19 protein-coding genes and 2 tRNA genes are annotated in these 17,978 nt (G+C 39.8%); 6 read left to right on the forward strand and 15 right to left on the reverse strand.

Annotation, left to right across the window (positions count from 1 at the left end; translation table 11 throughout):
• Nucleotides 1–162 precede the first annotated feature (162 nt).
• From ACP5NR_RS08075 to ACP5NR_RS08100, 6 genes are all read left to right on the forward strand, one after another.
• Nucleotides 163–330 carry a hypothetical protein gene (locus ACP5NR_RS08075; protein WP_428004826.1) on the forward strand — a complete coding sequence of 56 codons (168 nt, stop codon included), beginning with the start codon at nt 163–165 and terminating at the stop codon, nt 328–330.
• A gap of 193 nt (nt 331–523) precedes the next feature.
• Entirely contained in the window at nt 524–763 is a 240-nt protein-coding gene (locus ACP5NR_RS08080) for a hypothetical protein (protein ID WP_428004825.1), read from the forward strand.
• Nucleotides 723–1,331, forward strand: a complete 609-nt coding sequence (locus tag ACP5NR_RS08085) for a cytochrome b N-terminal domain-containing protein (RefSeq protein WP_428004824.1) — start codon at nt 723–725, stop codon at nt 1,329–1,331. The genes ACP5NR_RS08080 and ACP5NR_RS08085 overlap by 41 nt, the downstream gene beginning before the upstream one ends.
• Nucleotides 1,328–2,266, forward strand: coding sequence for a hypothetical protein (locus tag ACP5NR_RS08090; RefSeq protein WP_428006269.1), 939 nt, complete (start codon nt 1,328–1,330; stop codon nt 2,264–2,266). The genes ACP5NR_RS08085 and ACP5NR_RS08090 overlap by 4 nt, the downstream gene beginning before the upstream one ends.
• A complete protein-coding gene (locus ACP5NR_RS08095; RefSeq protein WP_428006270.1) occupies nt 2,263–2,952 on the forward strand; it encodes a ubiquinone/menaquinone biosynthesis methyltransferase in 690 nt (229 codons plus the stop codon). Before ACP5NR_RS08090 ends, ACP5NR_RS08095 begins: the two co-directional genes overlap by 4 nt.
• A 67-nt stretch (nt 2,953–3,019) precedes the next feature.
• Nucleotides 3,020–3,640, forward strand: coding sequence for a hypothetical protein (locus tag ACP5NR_RS08100; RefSeq protein ID WP_428006271.1), 621 nt, complete (start codon nt 3,020–3,022; stop codon nt 3,638–3,640).
• Here the strand turns inward: ACP5NR_RS08100 and aglB are convergent.
• The 15 genes from aglB to ACP5NR_RS08175 all read right to left on the reverse strand — a co-directional run bounded on the left by aglB (nt 3,633) and on the right by ACP5NR_RS08175 (nt 17,710).
• Complete coding sequence (gene aglB / locus ACP5NR_RS08105; RefSeq protein ID WP_428006272.1) at nt 3,633–5,111, reverse strand: cyclomaltodextrinase; 1,479 nt, start codon at nt 5,109–5,111, stop codon at nt 3,633–3,635. The two genes, ACP5NR_RS08100 and aglB, sit on opposite strands and share 8 nt — an antisense overlap.
• A 181-nt stretch (nt 5,112–5,292) precedes the next feature.
• The gene (locus tag ACP5NR_RS08110; protein ID WP_428006273.1) at nt 5,293–6,258 is read right to left on the reverse strand and encodes an ABC transporter ATP-binding protein; all 966 of its coding nucleotides are present in this window, start codon (nt 6,256–6,258) and stop codon (nt 5,293–5,295) included.
• A 5-nt stretch (nt 6,259–6,263) separates the two neighbouring features.
• Nucleotides 6,264–6,833, reverse strand: coding sequence for a hypothetical protein (locus tag ACP5NR_RS08115; RefSeq protein ID WP_428006274.1), 570 nt, complete (start codon nt 6,831–6,833; stop codon nt 6,264–6,266).
• Complete coding sequence (locus tag ACP5NR_RS08120; protein ID WP_428006275.1) at nt 6,796–7,455, reverse strand: redox-sensing transcriptional repressor Rex; 660 nt, start codon at nt 7,453–7,455, stop codon at nt 6,796–6,798. The genes ACP5NR_RS08115 and ACP5NR_RS08120 overlap by 38 nt, the downstream gene beginning before the upstream one ends.
• A gap of 12 nt (nt 7,456–7,467) precedes the next feature.
• Nucleotides 7,468–9,912 carry a leucine--tRNA ligase gene (leuS, locus tag ACP5NR_RS08125; RefSeq protein WP_428006276.1) on the reverse strand — a complete coding sequence of 815 codons (2,445 nt, stop codon included), beginning with the start codon at nt 9,910–9,912 and terminating at the stop codon, nt 7,468–7,470.
• Nucleotides 9,913–10,251 (reverse strand): ribosome silencing factor, encoded by a 339-nt coding sequence (rsfS, locus tag ACP5NR_RS08130; protein WP_428005548.1) that lies wholly within the window; start codon nt 10,249–10,251, stop codon nt 9,913–9,915.
• A 12-nt stretch (nt 10,252–10,263) separates the two neighbouring features.
• Entirely contained in the window at nt 10,264–12,078 is a 1,815-nt protein-coding gene (glmS, locus tag ACP5NR_RS08135) for a glutamine--fructose-6-phosphate transaminase (isomerizing) (protein WP_428006277.1), read from the reverse strand.
• 1 nt (nt 12,079) lies between these two features.
• Nucleotides 12,080–13,057 (reverse strand): phosphate acyltransferase PlsX, encoded by a 978-nt coding sequence (gene plsX / locus ACP5NR_RS08140; RefSeq protein WP_428006278.1) that lies wholly within the window; start codon nt 13,055–13,057, stop codon nt 12,080–12,082.
• A 6-nt stretch (nt 13,058–13,063) separates the two neighbouring features.
• Nucleotides 13,064–13,246, reverse strand: coding sequence for a 50S ribosomal protein L32 (rpmF, locus tag ACP5NR_RS08145; RefSeq protein WP_428006283.1), 183 nt, complete (start codon nt 13,244–13,246; stop codon nt 13,064–13,066).
• A 2-nt stretch (nt 13,247–13,248) separates the two neighbouring features.
• Nucleotides 13,249–13,794: a YceD family protein gene (locus ACP5NR_RS08150; protein ID WP_428006279.1), complete on the reverse strand. Its 546-nt coding sequence runs from the start codon at nt 13,792–13,794 to the stop codon at nt 13,249–13,251.
• Nucleotides 13,795–13,805: 11 nt separating this feature from the next.
• Nucleotides 13,806–13,882: transfer RNA gene (locus ACP5NR_RS08155), tRNA-Arg, on the reverse strand.
• 3 nt (nt 13,883–13,885) lie between these two features.
• Nucleotides 13,886–13,974: transfer RNA gene (locus tag ACP5NR_RS08160), tRNA-Ser, on the reverse strand.
• A gap of 208 nt (nt 13,975–14,182) precedes the next feature.
• Nucleotides 14,183–15,478 carry an acetyl-CoA hydrolase/transferase family protein gene (locus ACP5NR_RS08165; protein ID WP_428006280.1) on the reverse strand — a complete coding sequence of 432 codons (1,296 nt, stop codon included), beginning with the start codon at nt 15,476–15,478 and terminating at the stop codon, nt 14,183–14,185.
• Nucleotides 15,475–16,698, reverse strand: a complete 1,224-nt coding sequence (locus ACP5NR_RS08170; protein ID WP_428006281.1) for a TetR/AcrR family transcriptional regulator — start codon at nt 16,696–16,698, stop codon at nt 15,475–15,477. Before ACP5NR_RS08170 ends, ACP5NR_RS08165 begins: the two co-directional genes overlap by 4 nt.
• Complete coding sequence (locus ACP5NR_RS08175) at nt 16,676–17,710, reverse strand: 3-oxoacyl-ACP synthase (protein ID WP_428006282.1); 1,035 nt, start codon at nt 17,708–17,710, stop codon at nt 16,676–16,678. Before ACP5NR_RS08175 ends, ACP5NR_RS08170 begins: the two co-directional genes overlap by 23 nt.
• Nucleotides 17,711–17,978 lie beyond the last annotated feature (268 nt).

A 17,978-nucleotide genomic window follows, 5' to 3' on the forward strand; every position in this document is an offset into this window, starting at 1 on the left:
CACCACTCGTTTTTGTTTGCAATAGTTATTATACTGAACCAGTTTTAAATTCCGAATCATCGCTCCGGCAGGTGCCCATAATGGCACGTAGCACGTGGCTCGTAGCATGTAGAATTGAGAATTGACAAATTTCAATTGACAATTGAAAAGGAGATGATTTTTATGGAAGAGAAATTGTTCAAATGTGATATATGCGGCCTGCATTACAGAGAGGAATCTCTTGCCCGTCAATGTCATGACTGGTGCGCAACCCATGACGGAAGTTGCAACGTGGAAATCACAAAACATTCTGTTGAAGCCCAATCAAAATCGAAATTTTCGATAAAGTAAAATTTTGCCCAAAATGTTTTACAATGATACTTTTTTTCATGACGATATATGAATCGTGATATTCTCCCATTTCAAATGGGAGAATTCTTTCTTAAAAGAGCGTTAAAGTCTACTAATAATGTGCTATAATATACAAATTTCACTTTGAATCCAAGATATACGATGATGCCAAGCGAAAAAATAAGTGAAATGATTGAAAAAAATAAATGATTTTGGAAAAGAGGTGATTGAAATGTTACCAACCCAGCAATTACCGGCTGTACAACATTTAATCTTTGGGATTTTCAATTTGTCAGTTCCAGATCTGATTGTATGGGTGATTGTTATAGGTGGCTTTTTCTTTGCCGCATGGTTAAGGTTACCTAAAATCTTCGAAGGGAGAGAAAAGCAAGATGAATCTGACAAGAAAAACTCAAGAAATGATAAGAGATAACATGTCAATGGAGGATGCACTGCCGACAAAGATGCCAGTATATGTTAACTCATTTGCCTATATTTTTGGAGTCATAACACTTTCAGCACTGGGTTTTGTCGTGATAACGGGAATAATCCTTGCAGCCTTTGGCCCTCAATGGTATCACTTTTCAAATGCAGGTCATTTTGTCAATTCTTTACACTTTTGGGGAGTTCAGATTTTTTTTGCAGCCCTTCTTGCACATTTGCTCACAAAGTTTTTCATGGCGGCATGGAGAGATGGACGATGGAAGACATGGGTAATCGGCATGTTTGCATTTGCACTGTCAATTTTTGAAGCCTACACAGGGTATCTTTCGCAGACAAACTGGGATTCTCAATGGATTGCGGTTCAGGCCAAAGATGCAATGAACGCACTTGGTATAGGAGGATTTTTTAATACAATGAATACGGCCCAGGTTCTAACATTGCATGTTGCGGTCATTCCTTTGATACTTGTCGCTTTTGTGCTTATTCATCTTATCGTTGTAAGAAGTGACGGACCTGTGAAACCATTAGAGGAAAAAGATTCGGGGCGAAAAAAATGAGTCGAAAAACGGATGAGTACTTTAAAGATGTCCCAATGAAATCTTACGATCTTATAAAAGAAGGATTGATTGTTTTTGGTGTTGTATCTGCATTGATAATTGTCCTCGCAATAATCTTCAGTTCTCCAGATTATCCAACGGTTACGGCAAAACAAATTGCAACTTACGAACCGATCTCTTATTTACGAACATTCACCGACATACTTCTGGGTAAAAGTGAAATAAGCAATTACGGACCTCCATACGATAACGATGTTAAAAATGCTCAAAGCCTCTTCGGAATAGCGCCTGCCAAAATTTTAGGAACAACTATACCTATAAATGCCGTGAATGATTTTGTGATAGATCCTCTCAGTCATCTTGCTGTCATAGACAAAAATGTCCAAACATCCCTTGATCAGTTTAAAAACGCGTCGCCCCAACAACGTCAGGTATGGATTGACAATTATTCAAAAGCGCTCGACAATGCAACTGTTGTGAATGGAAAAGTCCAAATCGTAAATGGAGATTACGGACCTTTGCCGGTGATAATGAATGGCTTGCTTTTGCTTGGTAAGTCCGGACTTTTAGAAGGCGCTCTTCAAAAGAACGAATCCCCTTACGATTTTTACAATTTGAATTACACGAAACCTTTGCTTCTGTTTCAGGGCAAAGTGTACCATAGCGTGGCAAAATCTTTGAATATGCTTGGAGAAGATTGGGGAATTGCAAATGAAACGGGAAATTATCCCGGCGCGTGGTGGTTGTGGCCATACACTTTCTTTTACCAAATTCCTCCCATGTCAACTTCTCCAAACGGAGATTTGGAAGTTGGGCTTATAATGATAGGCCTGTTTTTGGTACTTCTGTTTTTGCCCGTTATCCCTATTTTAAATAAAATTCCGAAATGGGTTAAAGTTTACAGAATTATCTGGAGAGATTGGTACAAAAAGTGAGTGAAAGGATAAATTCTATCTTTTCGAAAATACACAAAAATTACGACGCAATGAACAGGATCATGAGTTTCGGAATCGATGTGAGATGGAGAAAAATAGCGGCTGAAAAGGTGATCGAAGGTCTTGGTGAAAATTCAAGAATTTTGGATATAGCGACAGGTACAGGAGATCTGACGCTTGCGATTTACGATCTGGCAGAAAATTCGAACAAAAAGATCGAATTGTATGCGATGGACATGAACGAAAAAATGATAGAAATTGCAAGGAAGAAATTCGGGAACAGAAAAATCAATCTAATGCGCGGTGATGCGTTGAAAATACCCTATCCTGATAATTTTTTTGATGTCGTGAGTGTCGGGTTCGGAACAAGAAATTTCGACGATCTCAAAATTTTTTCTGATGAATTAATGAGAGTACTTAAAGATGGAGGTTTTTTTGTCATAATAGATATGGCTTTGCCCAAGAAAAAATATCAGCGCATGTTTTTCAAGTTCTATTTTCAGATAATACGTCTTTGGGGACATTTCATAGACAGAGAATCTTATGAATGGCTCATATCAAGCATAGAACATTTTGACTTTGAAAAATTTAAAGTCATTTTGGAAAAGAGCGGATTTGAAAATGTCAGATATAATCCCTTGAATTTCGGGATAACTTACGTAATTGTTGGAGAAAAAGTTAAATGATACATGCTGGAGTCCATACTTCATAATCAAAGTTGAATTGAGAACAATTGTGATATACTAATTTCTGATGAATTACAAAGTAAAATTAGCGCTTGTATTTGTTTTCGGTGTTGCCATGGGCTTTCTCGAATCCATCGTTGTGGTTTATCTGAGGCAACTCTATTATCCTTATGATTTCAAAGTACATTTGGTTATCCCCTATCATATGATTCAAATAGAGATGTTTCGTGAAGTAATGACGATAATCATGATTGTAATCGTGGCAACACTTGCGGGAGAAGATAAATTCAGAAGGTTTTACTATTTCATTTACCTTTTTGGAATATGGGACATCTTTTACTATGTCGGATTGAAGATGCTTTTGAACTGGCCATCTTCCATTTTGACGTGGGATATATTGTTTCTTGTACCAACTGAATGGTTTGGTCCGGTGCTTGCTCCCGTCATTGTGTCTTTGACCTTTATATTTTATGGCGTTATCATGATTTTGAAGAAAGAAAACTTTGATTTCGTCCAAATGTTGATCGGCCTATGTGGTGGAGTTATAATTTTTGCGACTTTTGTAACTGCGAACAGTACGACGTTAAATTACGATTGGTACATGTTTGCACTCGGAGAAGGGTTACTTTTGTTTTCTATGATAGAAAAATTTGCCTTGGCACGAAAAAAGCCAAAGAAGATCATTTGATGGATTTGTACATCCTGTACATCGAAAATCTTGGTACGAATTTGAACATTCCAAAAGATTTTGATGGGATCTCAAAGTTTATTTCCGAAACTTTTGCCATTGCCTCTCCGCTGCCAAGTATTCTTTCCATTTGAGTATGGTGCATGAAATAAGCGAAAGGAACGGGTATTTTTTCTACGGAATTTGAATTAGAAAGATTTGCAAAGAAGAAGAGTGTATCTTTTGGATCAGACGTATATCTGGCAAATCCCACAACAGGTGATCCCGCTTTGAAATCAAGTTTGAGATAATTTCCGCCGTTCAAAGCAGGTTGATTTTTCCTCACGTCAAAGGCTTTTATGACAAACTCTCTGAAATCCCAATCCCACTTTTTATCGTCCCATACCATAGGCCTTCTGTTATCGGGATCTCCATCACCATTCATTCCATTTTCTTCTCCGTAATATAAAAATGGATTTCCGGGGTATGCAATTTGAAATGCAATGGCGATTTCTTTTGACATTCTATCTTTTAGAAGCGAGTTCATTCTTGGAGTATCATGAGAAGAAAGCATATTCCATGACTTTGAAAGAGATGTGGTTCCGTTTTCTTCCACCATTCTGTCGAGACATTTTTTGAGTAATTGAGGTTCAAAATTTTCATTCAGTGTATTTATCAAAAGTTCTGAAAAATAATAATTCATAACGCCATCGAGTTTGGATAATTTTAACCATTCGTCCGGATATCCGCTCACTTCTCCCACGACATAGGCATCTGTTTTAACCGATCTGGCACTTTCGACTATCAGAGAATTTATTTCATGTCCAAGATCATGGGCACAATCAAGGCGCCATCCGTCTGCGCCCATTTTAAGGTAACGTTTTATGATCGAATTCTCATCTGTAAAGAGCAATTTTCTGAGCGTTTCATTTTGAAGATTTAATTCCGGAAGCAATTTTATGTCTATCCATGACCTGTATTCATTTGGCCATGTTTTGAATTCAAAGAAATCTTTGAAGGGTGATCTGGGATCGTTATATGCTCCTGCGTTTCCGTATTTTTTTGATTTGTTAAACCATATTCCGTCAACTCCGACATGGTTGAAAACACCGTCAAGTATGACACGGATTTCTTTTTTGTGCGCTTCTTCGAAAAGTTTGGCAAGAATTTGTTCATCGCCAAACTGTGGGTCAACGCTAAAATCATGTGTATCGTATTTGTGATTTGTGGCAGCCAAAAAAATAGGAGTCAGATAGATCGAATTTATTCCCAAATTTTTTATGTAATCTATCTTTTCGATTATGCCTTCTAAATCTCCACCAAAAAATTCGAGACCGTGACTTTCTCTTTTAGGTAGTTCTTCCCACTTCCTTACAATTCCGCCGTCCCGGCCGTAAAGTCCTTTTTTAACTTTTTCTTCAAATGATTTTCCTCTGTTAAACCTATCTACAAATATCTGATACACAATTTGCGAATATTGCCAATTCTGCATGATTTTCCTTTCTGTTCAAAATATACTTAAATAACTTTAGTCGAATGTTCATTTAATTTAAGCGAAGGGCAGGATACCTCCGAGATGGCCTCCGCAGCGTAGCGAGGACCAGACATCGAGTGGGGTACCTGCCGCAGCGATGATTCGGAATTTAAAACTGGTTCAGTATATACTTGGTTCACTAGTATATCCAGCATTTGCTCTTATCCAAATCAATTTTAACGTTGTCTTGCACTTTTTTCGAATTATTTGCTAAAAACGCAACTATTTCAGTTTCATCTCTTACAAGATGAAAAAGAGATCTTCTCGAATCAATCGGATCTATAGATTCTATCTTGAATTCCACGCCGTTGTTCGATTCAAAAACGGCATCGGGCCTGAATGAAAGCGTTTTGCCTTTTGGTGCGTCAAACAAATCTTTAACCATATTCAATCCAAGCGGAGACATCAAAATTGCAACGTCAAGATTTACGGGATGATCGTAAACCGTCATGGTAAGATCGTGTTGAACGATTTTCCCGTCGATGATGATCGCGATATGATCTGAAATTGCAAGCGCATCCACAACATCCGAGACCACGAGTATGTAAGTTTTTCCGAGATTAAGCAGATTTTTTTTGAGATCTGCTCTCACAAATTGTTTTTGATACGCGTCGAGTCTTGAAAATGGTTCGTCAAGCATCAAAATATCAAATTCTCTCACGGTTTCTCTCGCAAAAGCAGTTGCCTGTTTAAGACCTTCCGGAAGAGTTTTGGGCATGAACGGAAGACTTTCTTCAAGACCGCCATCAATTTCGCGGGCCCTTTTTCTGACCTTTCCATTTATCTCTATTTTGTCCATTTTTCTTAAACTTAGAGGAAACGAGATGTTTTTGAATGTGTTCATATGCGGAAAAAGAGCGTATTCTTGAAACATCATCGCCATGCGTCTTAGATGCGGTTGAAAGTGAGACATATCAACACCTTCGAGAATCACCGAACCTTTTGACGGGATTAAACCGCAAATGGCCCTTAACAAAGTTGATTTCCCAGATCCGGAAGGCCCAAGAATCGCAAGCACATTTCCTTTATCGACGGAAAAATTCAAAGGCCCAAGTTTAAAATTTTCGATCTGCGCTTCAAGATTTTTAATTTCGAGATACCCCATTTCAATCACCTCACCTTTTCCCTTAGATCTTCAGGCAACAATGAAAAAAATGCCGGATTTCTTTCACACATTGACTGAAGTATCTCGATAAGTTCAGGATGATCTTTTGCTTTATTTGAAATGGCTTTCAGCACCTCCTCATCGTCTGATTGAGAAAGGGCCAGCGCTGTATCGAAAAGAAATTCTTCCATGTAAGGATCGTTTTCAAATTCGTAAAGGAGGTATTTTTCAGAATCTTTGAAACCAACTTTCGCAAGGGCACCATGAACTATCAAGGCTTCATTTTCATTTTCAACCAAGTTCAACATGGCTTTGAGATAATCTATTCCACCCTTGCATCTTTTATCTCCGATTAAATCTGCTATGTAGTAGATGCCGATATTTTTTTCGTCCTTTTTCATCTCAAGATCAAGACGTTCAAATAATTGTTTGCAGCAGTCGAGTGCTTCAAGGGCCTCTACGGCTATATCTGCGGTTTGCGGATCTTCTTCGAAAAGCAGATCGATGAGTATAGGTACCGCTTTTTCTCCTTTTTCTTCAACAATTCTCCTTACCAATTGATCTTTGTCGCTCAATTTCCCTTGCTCCCATCTTAAAAGTTAGGGCTTTAAAAGATATCGCGATGTCAACATCTTCTATTTCAACTTCTTCCAATTTTATTTTTGTCGGGGCAAAATTAAGTATACCCTTTATTCCGGCCTTTACCAAAATTTCTGCAACATTTCTTGCCTCTGAAGCCGGTACGGCTATAACTCCTATTTCAATCCCAAGCAATTTTACCTTTTCTTCTAATTCGCTCATCGGATAAATCAAAATACCTCTTTCACCTATTTTTCTTCCGGCTTTTGAAGGATTCCTATCGAAAAAAGCAACTATGTTGTATCCTTCTTTGAAAAACTCTCTGTGATTTGCAAGGGCCGTACCTATGTTACCTGCACCGACGATGCAAACATTCCATGTTTTATTTATTCTTAACACATTTTCAAGGGATAATCTGAGACCTTTGAGATCGTATCCTGTTCCACGCTTTCCAAATTCTCCGAAATATGAAAGATCTTTTCTTATTTGACTTGGTTTCAAGGAGAGCCTCTCACCGAGTTCTTGAGAGGACGTTATGCCTCTTCCCTCCGAAAGTAAAGTTCCCACGCATCTATGGTAAAGAGCGAGTCTTTTCGAAACAGGACCAGGAATTTTCATAACTTTTCCTCCTTACGCAACTATATTCACAACATTGCCTGATGCAACAAAAACTTTTTTGGGATTTTTCCCGTTAAGCGCACTTTTTATTTTATCGTTATTTAAGGCAATTTGACGTATTTCGTCTTCAGACAGATCGGCATCGATCACGATCTTTGATCTTACCTTTCCGTTTACCATAAGGGCAATTTCGACCTTTCTTGGTTTGATAGCATCTTCATCGTAAGATGGCCAGTTAACGTTCGTGACAAAAGGTTTTTCGCCCATCATTTCCCATAATTCTTCGGCTACATGGGGAGCAAACGGAGAAAGCGCCGGAACGAATTTATGAGAGAATTCATCCAAAAGTTCAACATTTAACCTGTCAGCGGGCATTGATTTGACGTAATCGGAGAAAATATTGACGAGTTCCATAAATCCGCTGACAACCGTGTTGAATCTAAAGGCCCCTTCTATGTCATTCGTTATTTTTTTGAGAATCATATGGAGTTTTCTTCTTATCTCGTATTCTTCGTCGCTTAACTCTCTCTTCATGCCATGATTGTTTTTGGTTAAAGGCAAGATGTTTTCAAAAAGACCCCAAAGTTTAAAGACAAATCTGTAAACACCTTCAATGCCGGATTCTAACCATTCCGCATCTTTTTCCGGCGGGCCCATGAAAAGTATGTAAAGTCTCAATGTATCTGCGCCGTATTTTTCAACCATTTCATCCGGCGAAACGACATTACCCTTCGACTTTGACATTTTTGCGCCGTCTTTGTATATCATGCCTTGAGTGAAAAGATTTTTAAATGGCTCATCGAAAGATAGGTATCCTCCGTCTCTGAGAACTTTGGTTATGAATCTTGAATAAAGCAGGTGAAGAATCGCATGCTCAACTCCGCCTATGTATTGATCAACGGGCAACCATTCATCAACATCAGACTTTATGAAAGGTTTATCCTGTTCTTTCGGATTGACGTATCTTAAATAATACCAGGAAGAATCAACGAATGTATCCATCGTGTCACTTTCTCTTATAGCAGGTCCGCCACACTTCGGGCAGGTCGTGTGCAAAAAATTTTCATCGTAAGAAAGAGGTGATTTTCCAGTCGGATCAAATTTAACGTCTCTCGGAAGTTTTACGGGTAAATCTTTTTCCGGAACAGGCACAATTCCGCATTTGTCACAGTATACCACCGGAATGGGAGCACCCCAGTATCTTTGTCTTGATATCAGCCAATCTCTTAACTTGTAATTCACAGCATGCTTTCCGATCTTTCTTTCTTCAAGATATTCTATTATCTTATCTATTGCTTCGTTGCTTTTCATGCCGGTAAATGGTCCCGAATCTTTAAGCATACCTTCTCCGGCATAAGGCATTTGATCACATTCGACAACTTCTCTTATTGGAAGTGAATATTTTTTTGCAAAAGCGTAATCGCGCGTGTCATGAGCCGGTACGGCCATTATCGCGCCGGTTCCGTATTCATAAAGTATGTAATTGGCAACGTAAATGGGTATTTCTTCTCCGTTGACCGGATTTATGGCGTGAGTACCCAAAAACACGCCTTCTTTTGGAGCATCCGTAGAAAATCTTTCAAATCTGTTTTCGGTTGAATTTATTCTTGTGAGAAAATCTTCAACTTCATGCTGCTTCGAAATGGATGTTAATTCCGAAAGTAACGGTGATTCGGGTGCTATGGCCATGAAAGTAACACCCCAGAGTGTATCAGGCCTTGTTGTGAAAATTTTCAGCGTCTTGCCGGTTTCTTTGATTTTAAAGTTAACTTCGGCACCTGTGCTCTTACCTATCCAATTTTTTTGCATGGTTTTAACGTTCTCAGGCCAGCCTGTCAATTTATCTATAAAAGCGTCAAGTTCTTCAGCATAATCGGTTATTTTGAAATACCATTGATCAAGTTGTTTTATGACAACCGGTGTTCCACATCTTTCGCATTTGCCATCCACTACCTGTTCGTTGGCAAGGACCGTTTTGCAAGATGGGCACCAATTTACAGGTCCACTTTTTTTGTAGGCAAGACCTTTTTCGTAAAGTTTAAGGAAGATCCATTGTGTCCATTTGTAATAACTCTCTTCAAAGGTTATCGTCTCTCTGTTCCAATCGTAACTTATTCCAAGTTTTTTTATTTGGTTTCTTATCGTCGTTATGTTTGATCTTGTCCAATCTTCTGGATGTATGTTTCCGTGTGCTATGGCGGCATTTTCTGCGGGCAATCCGAAGGCATCGTATCCGAAAGGATTCATCACGTTGTATCCCTGCATTCTTTTGTAGCGTGAAACAACATCCCCTATTGTGTAGTTTTTTACGTGACCAACATGAAGAGTACCGGATGGGTAAGGAAACATGACGAGAGAATAGTACTTTGGTTTTTCAGAATGATTCGGATTATGGAAAATTCCATTTTCTTCCCATTTTTTCTGCCATTTTGATTCTATCTTATCGTGATCGTACATTTAAACCTCCTTTACGTCAAGTTTCTCCGTATCAGACCATAAAGATTCTATATCGTAAAATTCTCTTGCGCTCTTGGTGAAGATATGGACGACTATATCTCCTGCATCCACTATCATCCAATCGTGATCATCGCTTTTATCGTAAAAGATGATCCTGTGATTGTGCAACTTAAAAATGGCAAGCACTCTATCTCTTATGGATCTCATGTTAACATTCGAATTTGCCGTTGCTATTATGAAGTAATCCGTTAAATAACTTAAACCCTTCATTTTTAAAATCACAAGATTCGGATCTTCTTCTTTCGAAATTTCATCACAAATTTCTTTCAATACCGACAAAAACCTTACCTCCTATTCAACTGTAACACTTTTTGCGAGATTTCTGGGCATATCTATGTTGAGATTTCTGTTGTTGGCAACGTTGTAAGCAAAAAGTTGGAATGAAATGCCAACGAAAAAAGGATAAAGATAATTTTCAACATCCGGTACTCTTATGACATCGTTGACAAGATTTGATACTTTTTGATCCGATGCGCTCACGACTGCAACCACATGGGCATTTCTTGCCTTCGTTTCAAGTATGTTTGAAAGCATTTTATCTTTTAGATCATCGTCAACGGCGACAGCCATAACCGGAAATTTTTCATCAAGCAACGCAATGGGGCCATGTTTAAGTTCGCCCGCTTGATATCCGACTGCATTCGTGTAACTTATCTCTTTGAGTTTCAGTGCACCTTCAAGTACTGATGGATAATTTAAGTTTCTTCCTATGTACATGAAATTTGAGTATCCAACATATTTATCCGCCACTGCTTTTATAGCGTCTGCCTCTGTCAGAATGAAATTATCAACGAGTTCTGGAAGTTTAGAAAGCGCTTTTACCCTTTCAGGGTGTTCTCCACCCATAACAGCATCGATGTAAAGTGCTAAAAGATAAAGTACCGTCATCTGTCCTATGTAGGCTTTTGTGGAAGCAACGCTTATTTCTGGACCTGCATTTATGTAAAGCGTTTTATCGGCTTCTCTTGTAAGTGTCGAACCCATGACGTTGGATATCGCAAGCACTTTACCGCCCAAGGACTTCGCAAGTCTGACACTTTCGAGAGTATCTGCCGTTTCTCCCGATTGACTTATGGCCACGTTTAGCACTCTGTCGTCTATGAGAACATTTCTGTACCTGTATTCGGAAGAAACTTCAACTTCAACGTCAAAAGGCCTAAGGCTTTCAAAAAAATATTTGAAAATCAAACCCGCGTGGTAACTTGTTCCACACGCTATGATGTTTATCTTTCTGAGGCGTTTTATGTAATCTTTCCAATCTTCCATTTCTTTCAAAAAGATTTTTTCATCCTTCACGCGACCCATCAGAGCATCCGAAATAACGCGGGGCTCTTCGTGAATTTCTTTGATCATGAAATGTTTGTAGCCTCCTTTTTCGGCGGCCTTTTCATCCCAGTCAACATGGTAAAAACGTTTTTCAACCGGTTTTCCGGAAATTTCAAATATCTCAAAAGTTCCTTTTTTCAGTCTCGCAATCTGTCCATCCTCCAGAAAAACAACATCCCTGCCCACAGATATAAGAGGCGTTACGTCTGATGCACAGTAACTGCCATGTTCATTTGCCGTTATGACAAGCGGACTCTTCTTTCTTGCAAAAATTATCTCATCTTTTACATCCGCATGAATCACGCCTATCGCATAGGTGCCTTCGAGATCGATCGTTGCCCGTCTAACGGCCTCAAGTAAATCTCCTTTGAAATATTTTTCAATCAAATGCGCTATAACTTCAGTATCGGTCTGAGAAATGAATTCATGGCCTTCGGATATGAGTTTTTCTCTGAGAGCGGTGAAATTCTCGATAATACCGTTGTGAACGACTGCTATCTGTTTTTTACAGTCCATTTGAGGATGTGCGTTGATATCATTTGGTATTCCGTGGGTTGCCCATCTCGTGTGTGCTATGCCGGCGTTTATTTTTTCTTCGAGTTTTCCGTCCACAGAAGTACGCAATGCATCAACTTTTCCTGTTTTTTTCTCTACGACAAGAGAATCATTCCTCGAAAAGGCAATTCCAGCCGAATCGTAACCTCTGTATTCAAGTTTTTTCAACCCGTTTATCAGGTCTTCTACTTTTCCGTCTCCTATAAATCCATATATTCCACACATGCTAAACACTTCCCTTTATGGCCTGAACGATTCCGTTTTTTATTCCGGAATTTGCGACATTCAAAGCGTTGAAGATGGCTTCCGAATCTGAAGCACCATGTGCTTTAACCGCGATTCCATTTATGCCAAGCAGAAACGCTCCTCCGTATTTTCTGTAATCGATGGTTTCTTTGAACTTTTGAAAAGTTCCTCTCATCATAAGTGCACCGATTTTTTGAAACAAATTTGAATTTTTGATCGACCCTTTAAGCATATCGGCAACGAAAAGCCCTACTCCTTCCGAGGTTTTTAGAACGACGTTTCCACTGAATCCATCGCACACCACGACATCCACGTCTCCGTAAAACACATCTCTGCCCTCGACGTTTCCGTAAAATACATCGCCAAATTTTTCTTTCAAAAGATTGTAAGCCTCTTTTATCGTATCTGTTCCTTTTTCTTCTTCCAAACCCACGTTAAGTATGCCAACCTTCGGGTTGCTTTTCCCCAGTATTCCTTTGGCGTATGCGAGACCCATTATCGCAAGGTGAACGTATTGCTGTGGTTTGAGCGATAAATTCGCTCCTGCATCTATAAGCACTGTACCTCCAACTTTAGACGGCATCACGGTTGCTATGGCAGGTCTTTCAATGCCTTCTATTCTTCCTAGCACGAATGTACCGAGCACAAGTAAAGCCCCGGTATTTCCGGCACTTACAAAAGCATCTGCCTTCCCATCTTTGACAAGTTTTGCAGCCACATTCATGGAAGTTTCCGGTGATTTAAGTATTTCGGTTGGCTTTTCTCCCATGCCGAATCTTTCCGGCGCATTTACAACATCCACTCCGGAAAAATTTTTCGGAATGAGATGACTTATCTGCTTTTCATCGCCTACCAACGTTACTTTGTTTTTCGTTTTTTCAACGAACAAAAGCGCTCCCTTTACTTCTTCGTAGGGAGCGTGATCTCCTCCAAATGCATCAAGCGCTATGTGCGCCAAAGATGGTCACTCCTTAACTTCAAGGATCTGTTTGCCATCGTAATACCCGCATTTCATGCAAACATGATGCGGGAGCATTGGTTCACCGCAATGAGGACACTTTGTGACTGTCACGTTTTTGCTTCTGTAATAGACAGCCCTTCTTCTGTTAGTCCTTGTAAGAGAAGGCTTTTTCTTTGGTACGGCCATTTTCATTCTCCTTTCGGTTCAAAAGATATCTTTTTTTTCAAGACATAAAACGGAGATTCATTTTTATCCTCTTCATAATCACACACATGATCGGGATGTTCGTTTAAATTGATACCGCAATGAGGACAAAGTCCTTTGCAATCGGGCTTGCACAACACCTTCATCGGTATTTCAAGGATTATTGCTTCGATAACCCTGTCTGTCAGATCTAAAAATTCAATGTGTGGATCGTAATAAAAAGTCCCAATCTCATCTGTAATTTCTTCCACTTCTTTGACCTTTTCGTTTGGTATGTAAACAGCATCGACATTTCCGTTTATATCAAGTTTAACAGGCTCAAGGCATCTATCACAGGGATGAATTATTTGAGTTTTAACTGTTCCCTGAACGTATGTTCTTCCCAAAGAAAGTTCAACATTCAGATCAACTTTGACCGTTGTGGAATAAGGATAGATTTCACCTTCAACTTCAATTTCTTTCCAATCAAGTGTTTCATCGATTTTTATTTTTTGTTCATACTTTAAAGTTTCAAATTTTATTTTTAACATGATATCCACCTTGGCGTGCCCGGGGAGATTTGAACTCCCGATCTATAGATCCGCAGTCTATCGCTCTATCCAGCTGAGCTACGGGCACAACTGGCGGAGAGAGTGGGATTTGAACCCACGGTGGGAAAATCCCACGCTTGCTTAGCAGGCAAGTGCCTTCGACCGCTCGGCCATCTCTCCGGTTAAGTTCACCTTAGAAGTATATCACAAAAACATCAATCACTCAAGATGGTTATATGTCATATATACTGAACCAGTTTTAAATTCCGAATCGCAGCTCCGGCAGATGCCCCACTCGATGTCTGGTCCTCGCTATGCTGCGGAGGCCATCTCGGAGACATTCTGCCCTTCGCTTAAAGTAAACGAGTATTCTGCTTTTAAAGTGAATTCAGTATATATGGTTTGATATCGCAATTCTTTTCAACTCTTCTCTGAATGCCGGATCTGCTATCGAGATGAGTAATCTTGCCCTCTCGCGAAGACTTCTCCCTTTCAAATGAACGGCCCCGTATTCGGTCACAACCCAGTCGACGTCCTGACGCGGTACGGTTACTCCGGTGCCTTCCGGTAAAAACGGCACTATTTTGGAAATTTTTCCATCTTTTGCGGTAGAATGAAGTGCTATTATGCCTTTACCGTCCTTTGCCATTGAGGCGCCCCGATGTGTGTCAAGTTGGCCTCCGGTACCGCTGTAATGCTTGAATCCTATGCTTTCAGATGCAACCTGTCCGGTTAGATCGACCATCAATGCCGTGTTGATGCTTACCATTTTGTCATTCTGGGCTATCACGTAAGGATCGTTGACGTATTTGCCTCTCAAAAAGAGAATTCCGGGATTGTCATCCACGAAATCGTACATGCTTTTCTCTCCGAGTCCGAAGGTGCATACCATCTTTCCGGGCCAGAGTGTCTTTTTCTTATTTGTTATTACGCCTTTGTTTAAAAGTTCGACCATGCCCTGAGTCAGCATTTCCGTATGAATTCCGAGATCGTGTTTGTGTTCCAAAAAAGACGCGACTGCATTTGGAATGCCACCGATGCCGAGTTGAAGAGTGGCACCGTCATCTATGAGATCCGCTATGTGTCCGGCTATAAGTTCGTCTTCTTTTGTCGGAGTTGCATTCATTATCGTTGGAATGGGATAATCAACTTCTATTACGTGATCAACCTCGGAGATGTGAATTTGCGTGTCTCCATGTGTCCTCGGTGCATTTGGGTTTACCTCAAGCACTATTTTATCCACATTTTCTATCATTTCTTTTTCATAAACGACGCTCAAAGACAAAGTCAGGTATCCGTGTTTGTCCATCGGAGAGGCTATGCCCCAGTAAATGTCCGGCTTATCATTTTGAAGTTTGTCCGTGCCCGCTAAATGTAAATTGTTGGGTATGTAGGTCACCGTTCCTATGCCCATATTCGCGGCTTCGCGGGTGGGATTGCTGTAAAACCACGACTCGTTGAGAAATTTTGACGAAAATTTCGGATCCTTTTGGACCGGAAAATCAACCACGTCAAGGCATGAAAAGATACGTAAATTATCGAATTCGCAATTTTTAAGGTTGTTCAGAAATGACTGGGGTTCCATAGCCGCCATTCCGAGTACGACTGTTTTATTCCCGGAAAGCACTTTTTTCATAACATCTTCAACATTTGCAACTTTCGATCTGTAAAGTTCGGAATTCATCTTATCTCTCCTCTAAGACCATGCATTAAAAATTTCGATATTTCCTTGACGTACCTTTTCAATTCATCGATATCCATATCTTTTTCTATTATCGACTCAAGACCGATTTGATGGCCGATTCCCATAAGCATGTAAGATAGCAAGACGGGTTCAAATGGCCTGTACTCGTTATTTTTGAATGCCCTATCGAGTGGCTTGATGTAAGATTTAGATATTTGAGCGTAATAATAAATGGATGTTTTCGAATCGACGAATTCCATCTCTCTTATTATCGAATACATCTCTTTGTGATGTTTGAAAAAATCCAAAAATCCCATGTACCCTGATATTTCCGCATCTCTTCTGTCCGTAAACCTCCAAACATATCTTCTCAAACTTCTCTTTAAAGCCTCAAGCGTTGAAGAAACGAGTTCTCGCAAAGCCTCTATCTTGGAATCGAAATGCACGTAAAACGTCCCGAGGCCTACGCCTGCAAGGTTGGATATGTCAGAGATCTTTGTCTTCGAATAGCCTTTGCTTCCAAAAAGTTGTTCTGTCGCGGTGAGTATTTTTTTGTGTGTTACCGACCACTGGGATTTAAATTCGAATTGATCTTCACCGAGTTCAGGAAGCATCTCAAAAGCATCTTGATTTATCAGATGGTTATCCGGATCTATGCCGTTGTATATGAGATCAAAAACCGCGTCTATGACTTTTTCGTCTATTTTCTTTTCGCTTGACATGGCATACTCTATAACGACGAAGTTTACAATTCCCATCATAAAAAGATAAAAAGCCCTTTTGGATGTTGAATCGAGAATTTCGAGAAATTCTTCAGACATAAAATTGTAGAGGCTATCGTAAAATTCCATCGAAATATGGGGAAAAAGGAATTCGGCATTCCTGAAAACGGAATATTCGTTTATCTTTTCAGAGATAGATTCCACAAAGGCTTTAATAAAAATCCTAAATCTTTCTTCATCGCTCGAAGAACGTGTGTTTGCAATAATGTCATGAATGTTTTTCTTTAGCCATTCGGTAAGATCATGAACGATCTGGATCAAGATCTCCTCTTTGGAATCGAAATACTGATAAAATGAAGCGTTGCCTATATCGCATCTTTTCGATATCATGGCCGCCGAAACTTCTTGATACCCATTTGTTCTAAACAATTCAACGGACTTTTCAATTATCCTGTTGTATGTGTTTATACCCTTTTCAGATGTTGGTACTCTCGGCATTCACGATCTCCTTCCCCCATATAAGCGTTGTGGCAGACCATATATAACCAATTCCGGCACCGACAAAAACAACCAGATCACCGTTTTTTATCTTTCCGTTTTCAAGTGCAAGGGAAAGCGAAAGTATTTGATCGTTTTGGCCTATATGACCGTAATTCTCAAGATAAATCGTTTTATCGCCGGAAAGATTTAACCTTTTTAAAACCTCTTCATGGGCGGATCTCTTCATGTGCAAGATGGCAAGATAATCTATATCATCGACTGCATATCCGCTTTGCTCGACGGACATGCGTATCGCCTTTTCAAAGTTTTCCATCGAAAGCGTGTCAAGTTTTTCCTTCATCGAATCGGGATTGACGACATCTAAATACCCCCGGCCATTTGCAATGCCATCGCAATTCACAGGCTCTTTAGTGCCACCCATTGGAACAACGACATCTTCCGAAAAACTTCCGTCCGTCATGGTAACAGTCTCGAGAATGACGTTGGGCGCATTTCTTTTTATGATCATGGCCGCTCCTCCGGATCCGAGGTCGTACATGAACCTTGTCTTTGGATTTTTGTAATTGACAAAGTCGCAATTTCTGTATCCACTTACCAAAAGCACGGTATTTATTTTTTGATCGGATAGAATCAAACTTTTTGCGACTTTCATGCCAACCATCATGCTACCGCATTCGGCTTCCATATCAAAAGACCACGCACGATTTGCGCCAATCTTTTCTGCAACGTAAGTTCCGGCAAGCCATATCGGATAATCTTTGTGTTGCGATCCGTTCCAAATCACGACATCTATTTCCGATGCATCACACTTTGCCATCTTCATCGCCTGAACGGCTGCTTTCACTCCCATCGATCCGGTGTGATCGTCAGGTCCCGGCATCGGCTTTCTTTTTATGCCGAGTTTTTCTTCAACAACCCATTTGGGCAGATCGGAAAGTTCTGCTATCTTCTGAGAATCCCAAAAATTGTCCGGAATGTATACGCCTATCCCACTTATGCCAGCATGCATTTTTACGCTCCTGTGTAATATGAATCATCTTTCATAAGATAAGTGAATCATCTTTCATAATTTATCATTAAACGCCATTTAAAAGCAAAGTCAAAAAATGACGAAAAAATGTCTTTTGAGTTTAATTTCGGCGTTTTTGGACGGTTTAACGACTTAACCTTCGTTTTGCATTGAAAATCTAAAAATTTCAATATATACTTAAATAACTTTAAAAGTCGAATGTTCATTTAATTTAAGCGAAGGGCAGGATGCCTCCGAGATGGCCTCC

Origin of the sequence: Athalassotoga sp., assembly GCF_049965695.1 — a bacterium.
GTDB lineage: Bacteria > Thermotogota > Thermotogae > Mesoaciditogales > Mesoaciditogaceae > Athalassotoga.

Coding starts and splice junctions, on each gene's coding strand:
- ACP5NR_RS08085 (WP_428004824.1), top strand. CDS start 723: ATGAATCTGACAAGAAAAACTCAAGAAATGATAAGAGATAACATGTCA.
- ACP5NR_RS08165 (WP_428006280.1), bottom strand. CDS start 15,478: ATGAATTCCGAACTTTACAGATCGAAAGTTGCAAATGTTGAAGATGTT.
- glmS (WP_428006277.1), bottom strand. CDS start 12,078: ATGTGTGGAATATATGGATTTATAGGAGACGGAAAAGTAGAAGACCTG.
- ACP5NR_RS08150 (WP_428006279.1), bottom strand. CDS start 13,794: ATGTTAAAAATAAAATTTGAAACTTTAAAGTATGAACAAAAAATAAAA.
- ACP5NR_RS08075 (WP_428004826.1), top strand. CDS start 163: ATGGAAGAGAAATTGTTCAAATGTGATATATGCGGCCTGCATTACAGA.
- ACP5NR_RS08110 (WP_428006273.1), bottom strand. CDS start 6,258: ATGGGGTATCTCGAAATTAAAAATCTTGAAGCGCAGATCGAAAATTTT.
- ACP5NR_RS08175 (WP_428006282.1), bottom strand. CDS start 17,710: ATGCATGCTGGCATAAGTGGGATAGGCGTATACATTCCGGACAATTTT.
- ACP5NR_RS08120 (WP_428006275.1), bottom strand. CDS start 7,455: ATGAAAATTCCTGGTCCTGTTTCGAAAAGACTCGCTCTTTACCATAGA.
- rpmF (WP_428006283.1), bottom strand. CDS start 13,246: ATGGCCGTACCAAAGAAAAAGCCTTCTCTTACAAGGACTAACAGAAGA.
- leuS (WP_428006276.1), bottom strand. CDS start 9,912: ATGTACGATCACGATAAGATAGAATCAAAATGGCAGAAAAAATGGGAA.
- ACP5NR_RS08090 (WP_428006269.1), top strand. CDS start 1,328: ATGAGTCGAAAAACGGATGAGTACTTTAAAGATGTCCCAATGAAATCT.
- ACP5NR_RS08100 (WP_428006271.1), top strand. CDS start 3,020: ATGAATTACAAAGTAAAATTAGCGCTTGTATTTGTTTTCGGTGTTGCC.
- ACP5NR_RS08170 (WP_428006281.1), bottom strand. CDS start 16,698: ATGCCGAGAGTACCAACATCTGAAAAGGGTATAAACACATACAACAGG.
- aglB (WP_428006272.1), bottom strand. CDS start 5,111: ATGCAGAATTGGCAATATTCGCAAATTGTGTATCAGATATTTGTAGAT.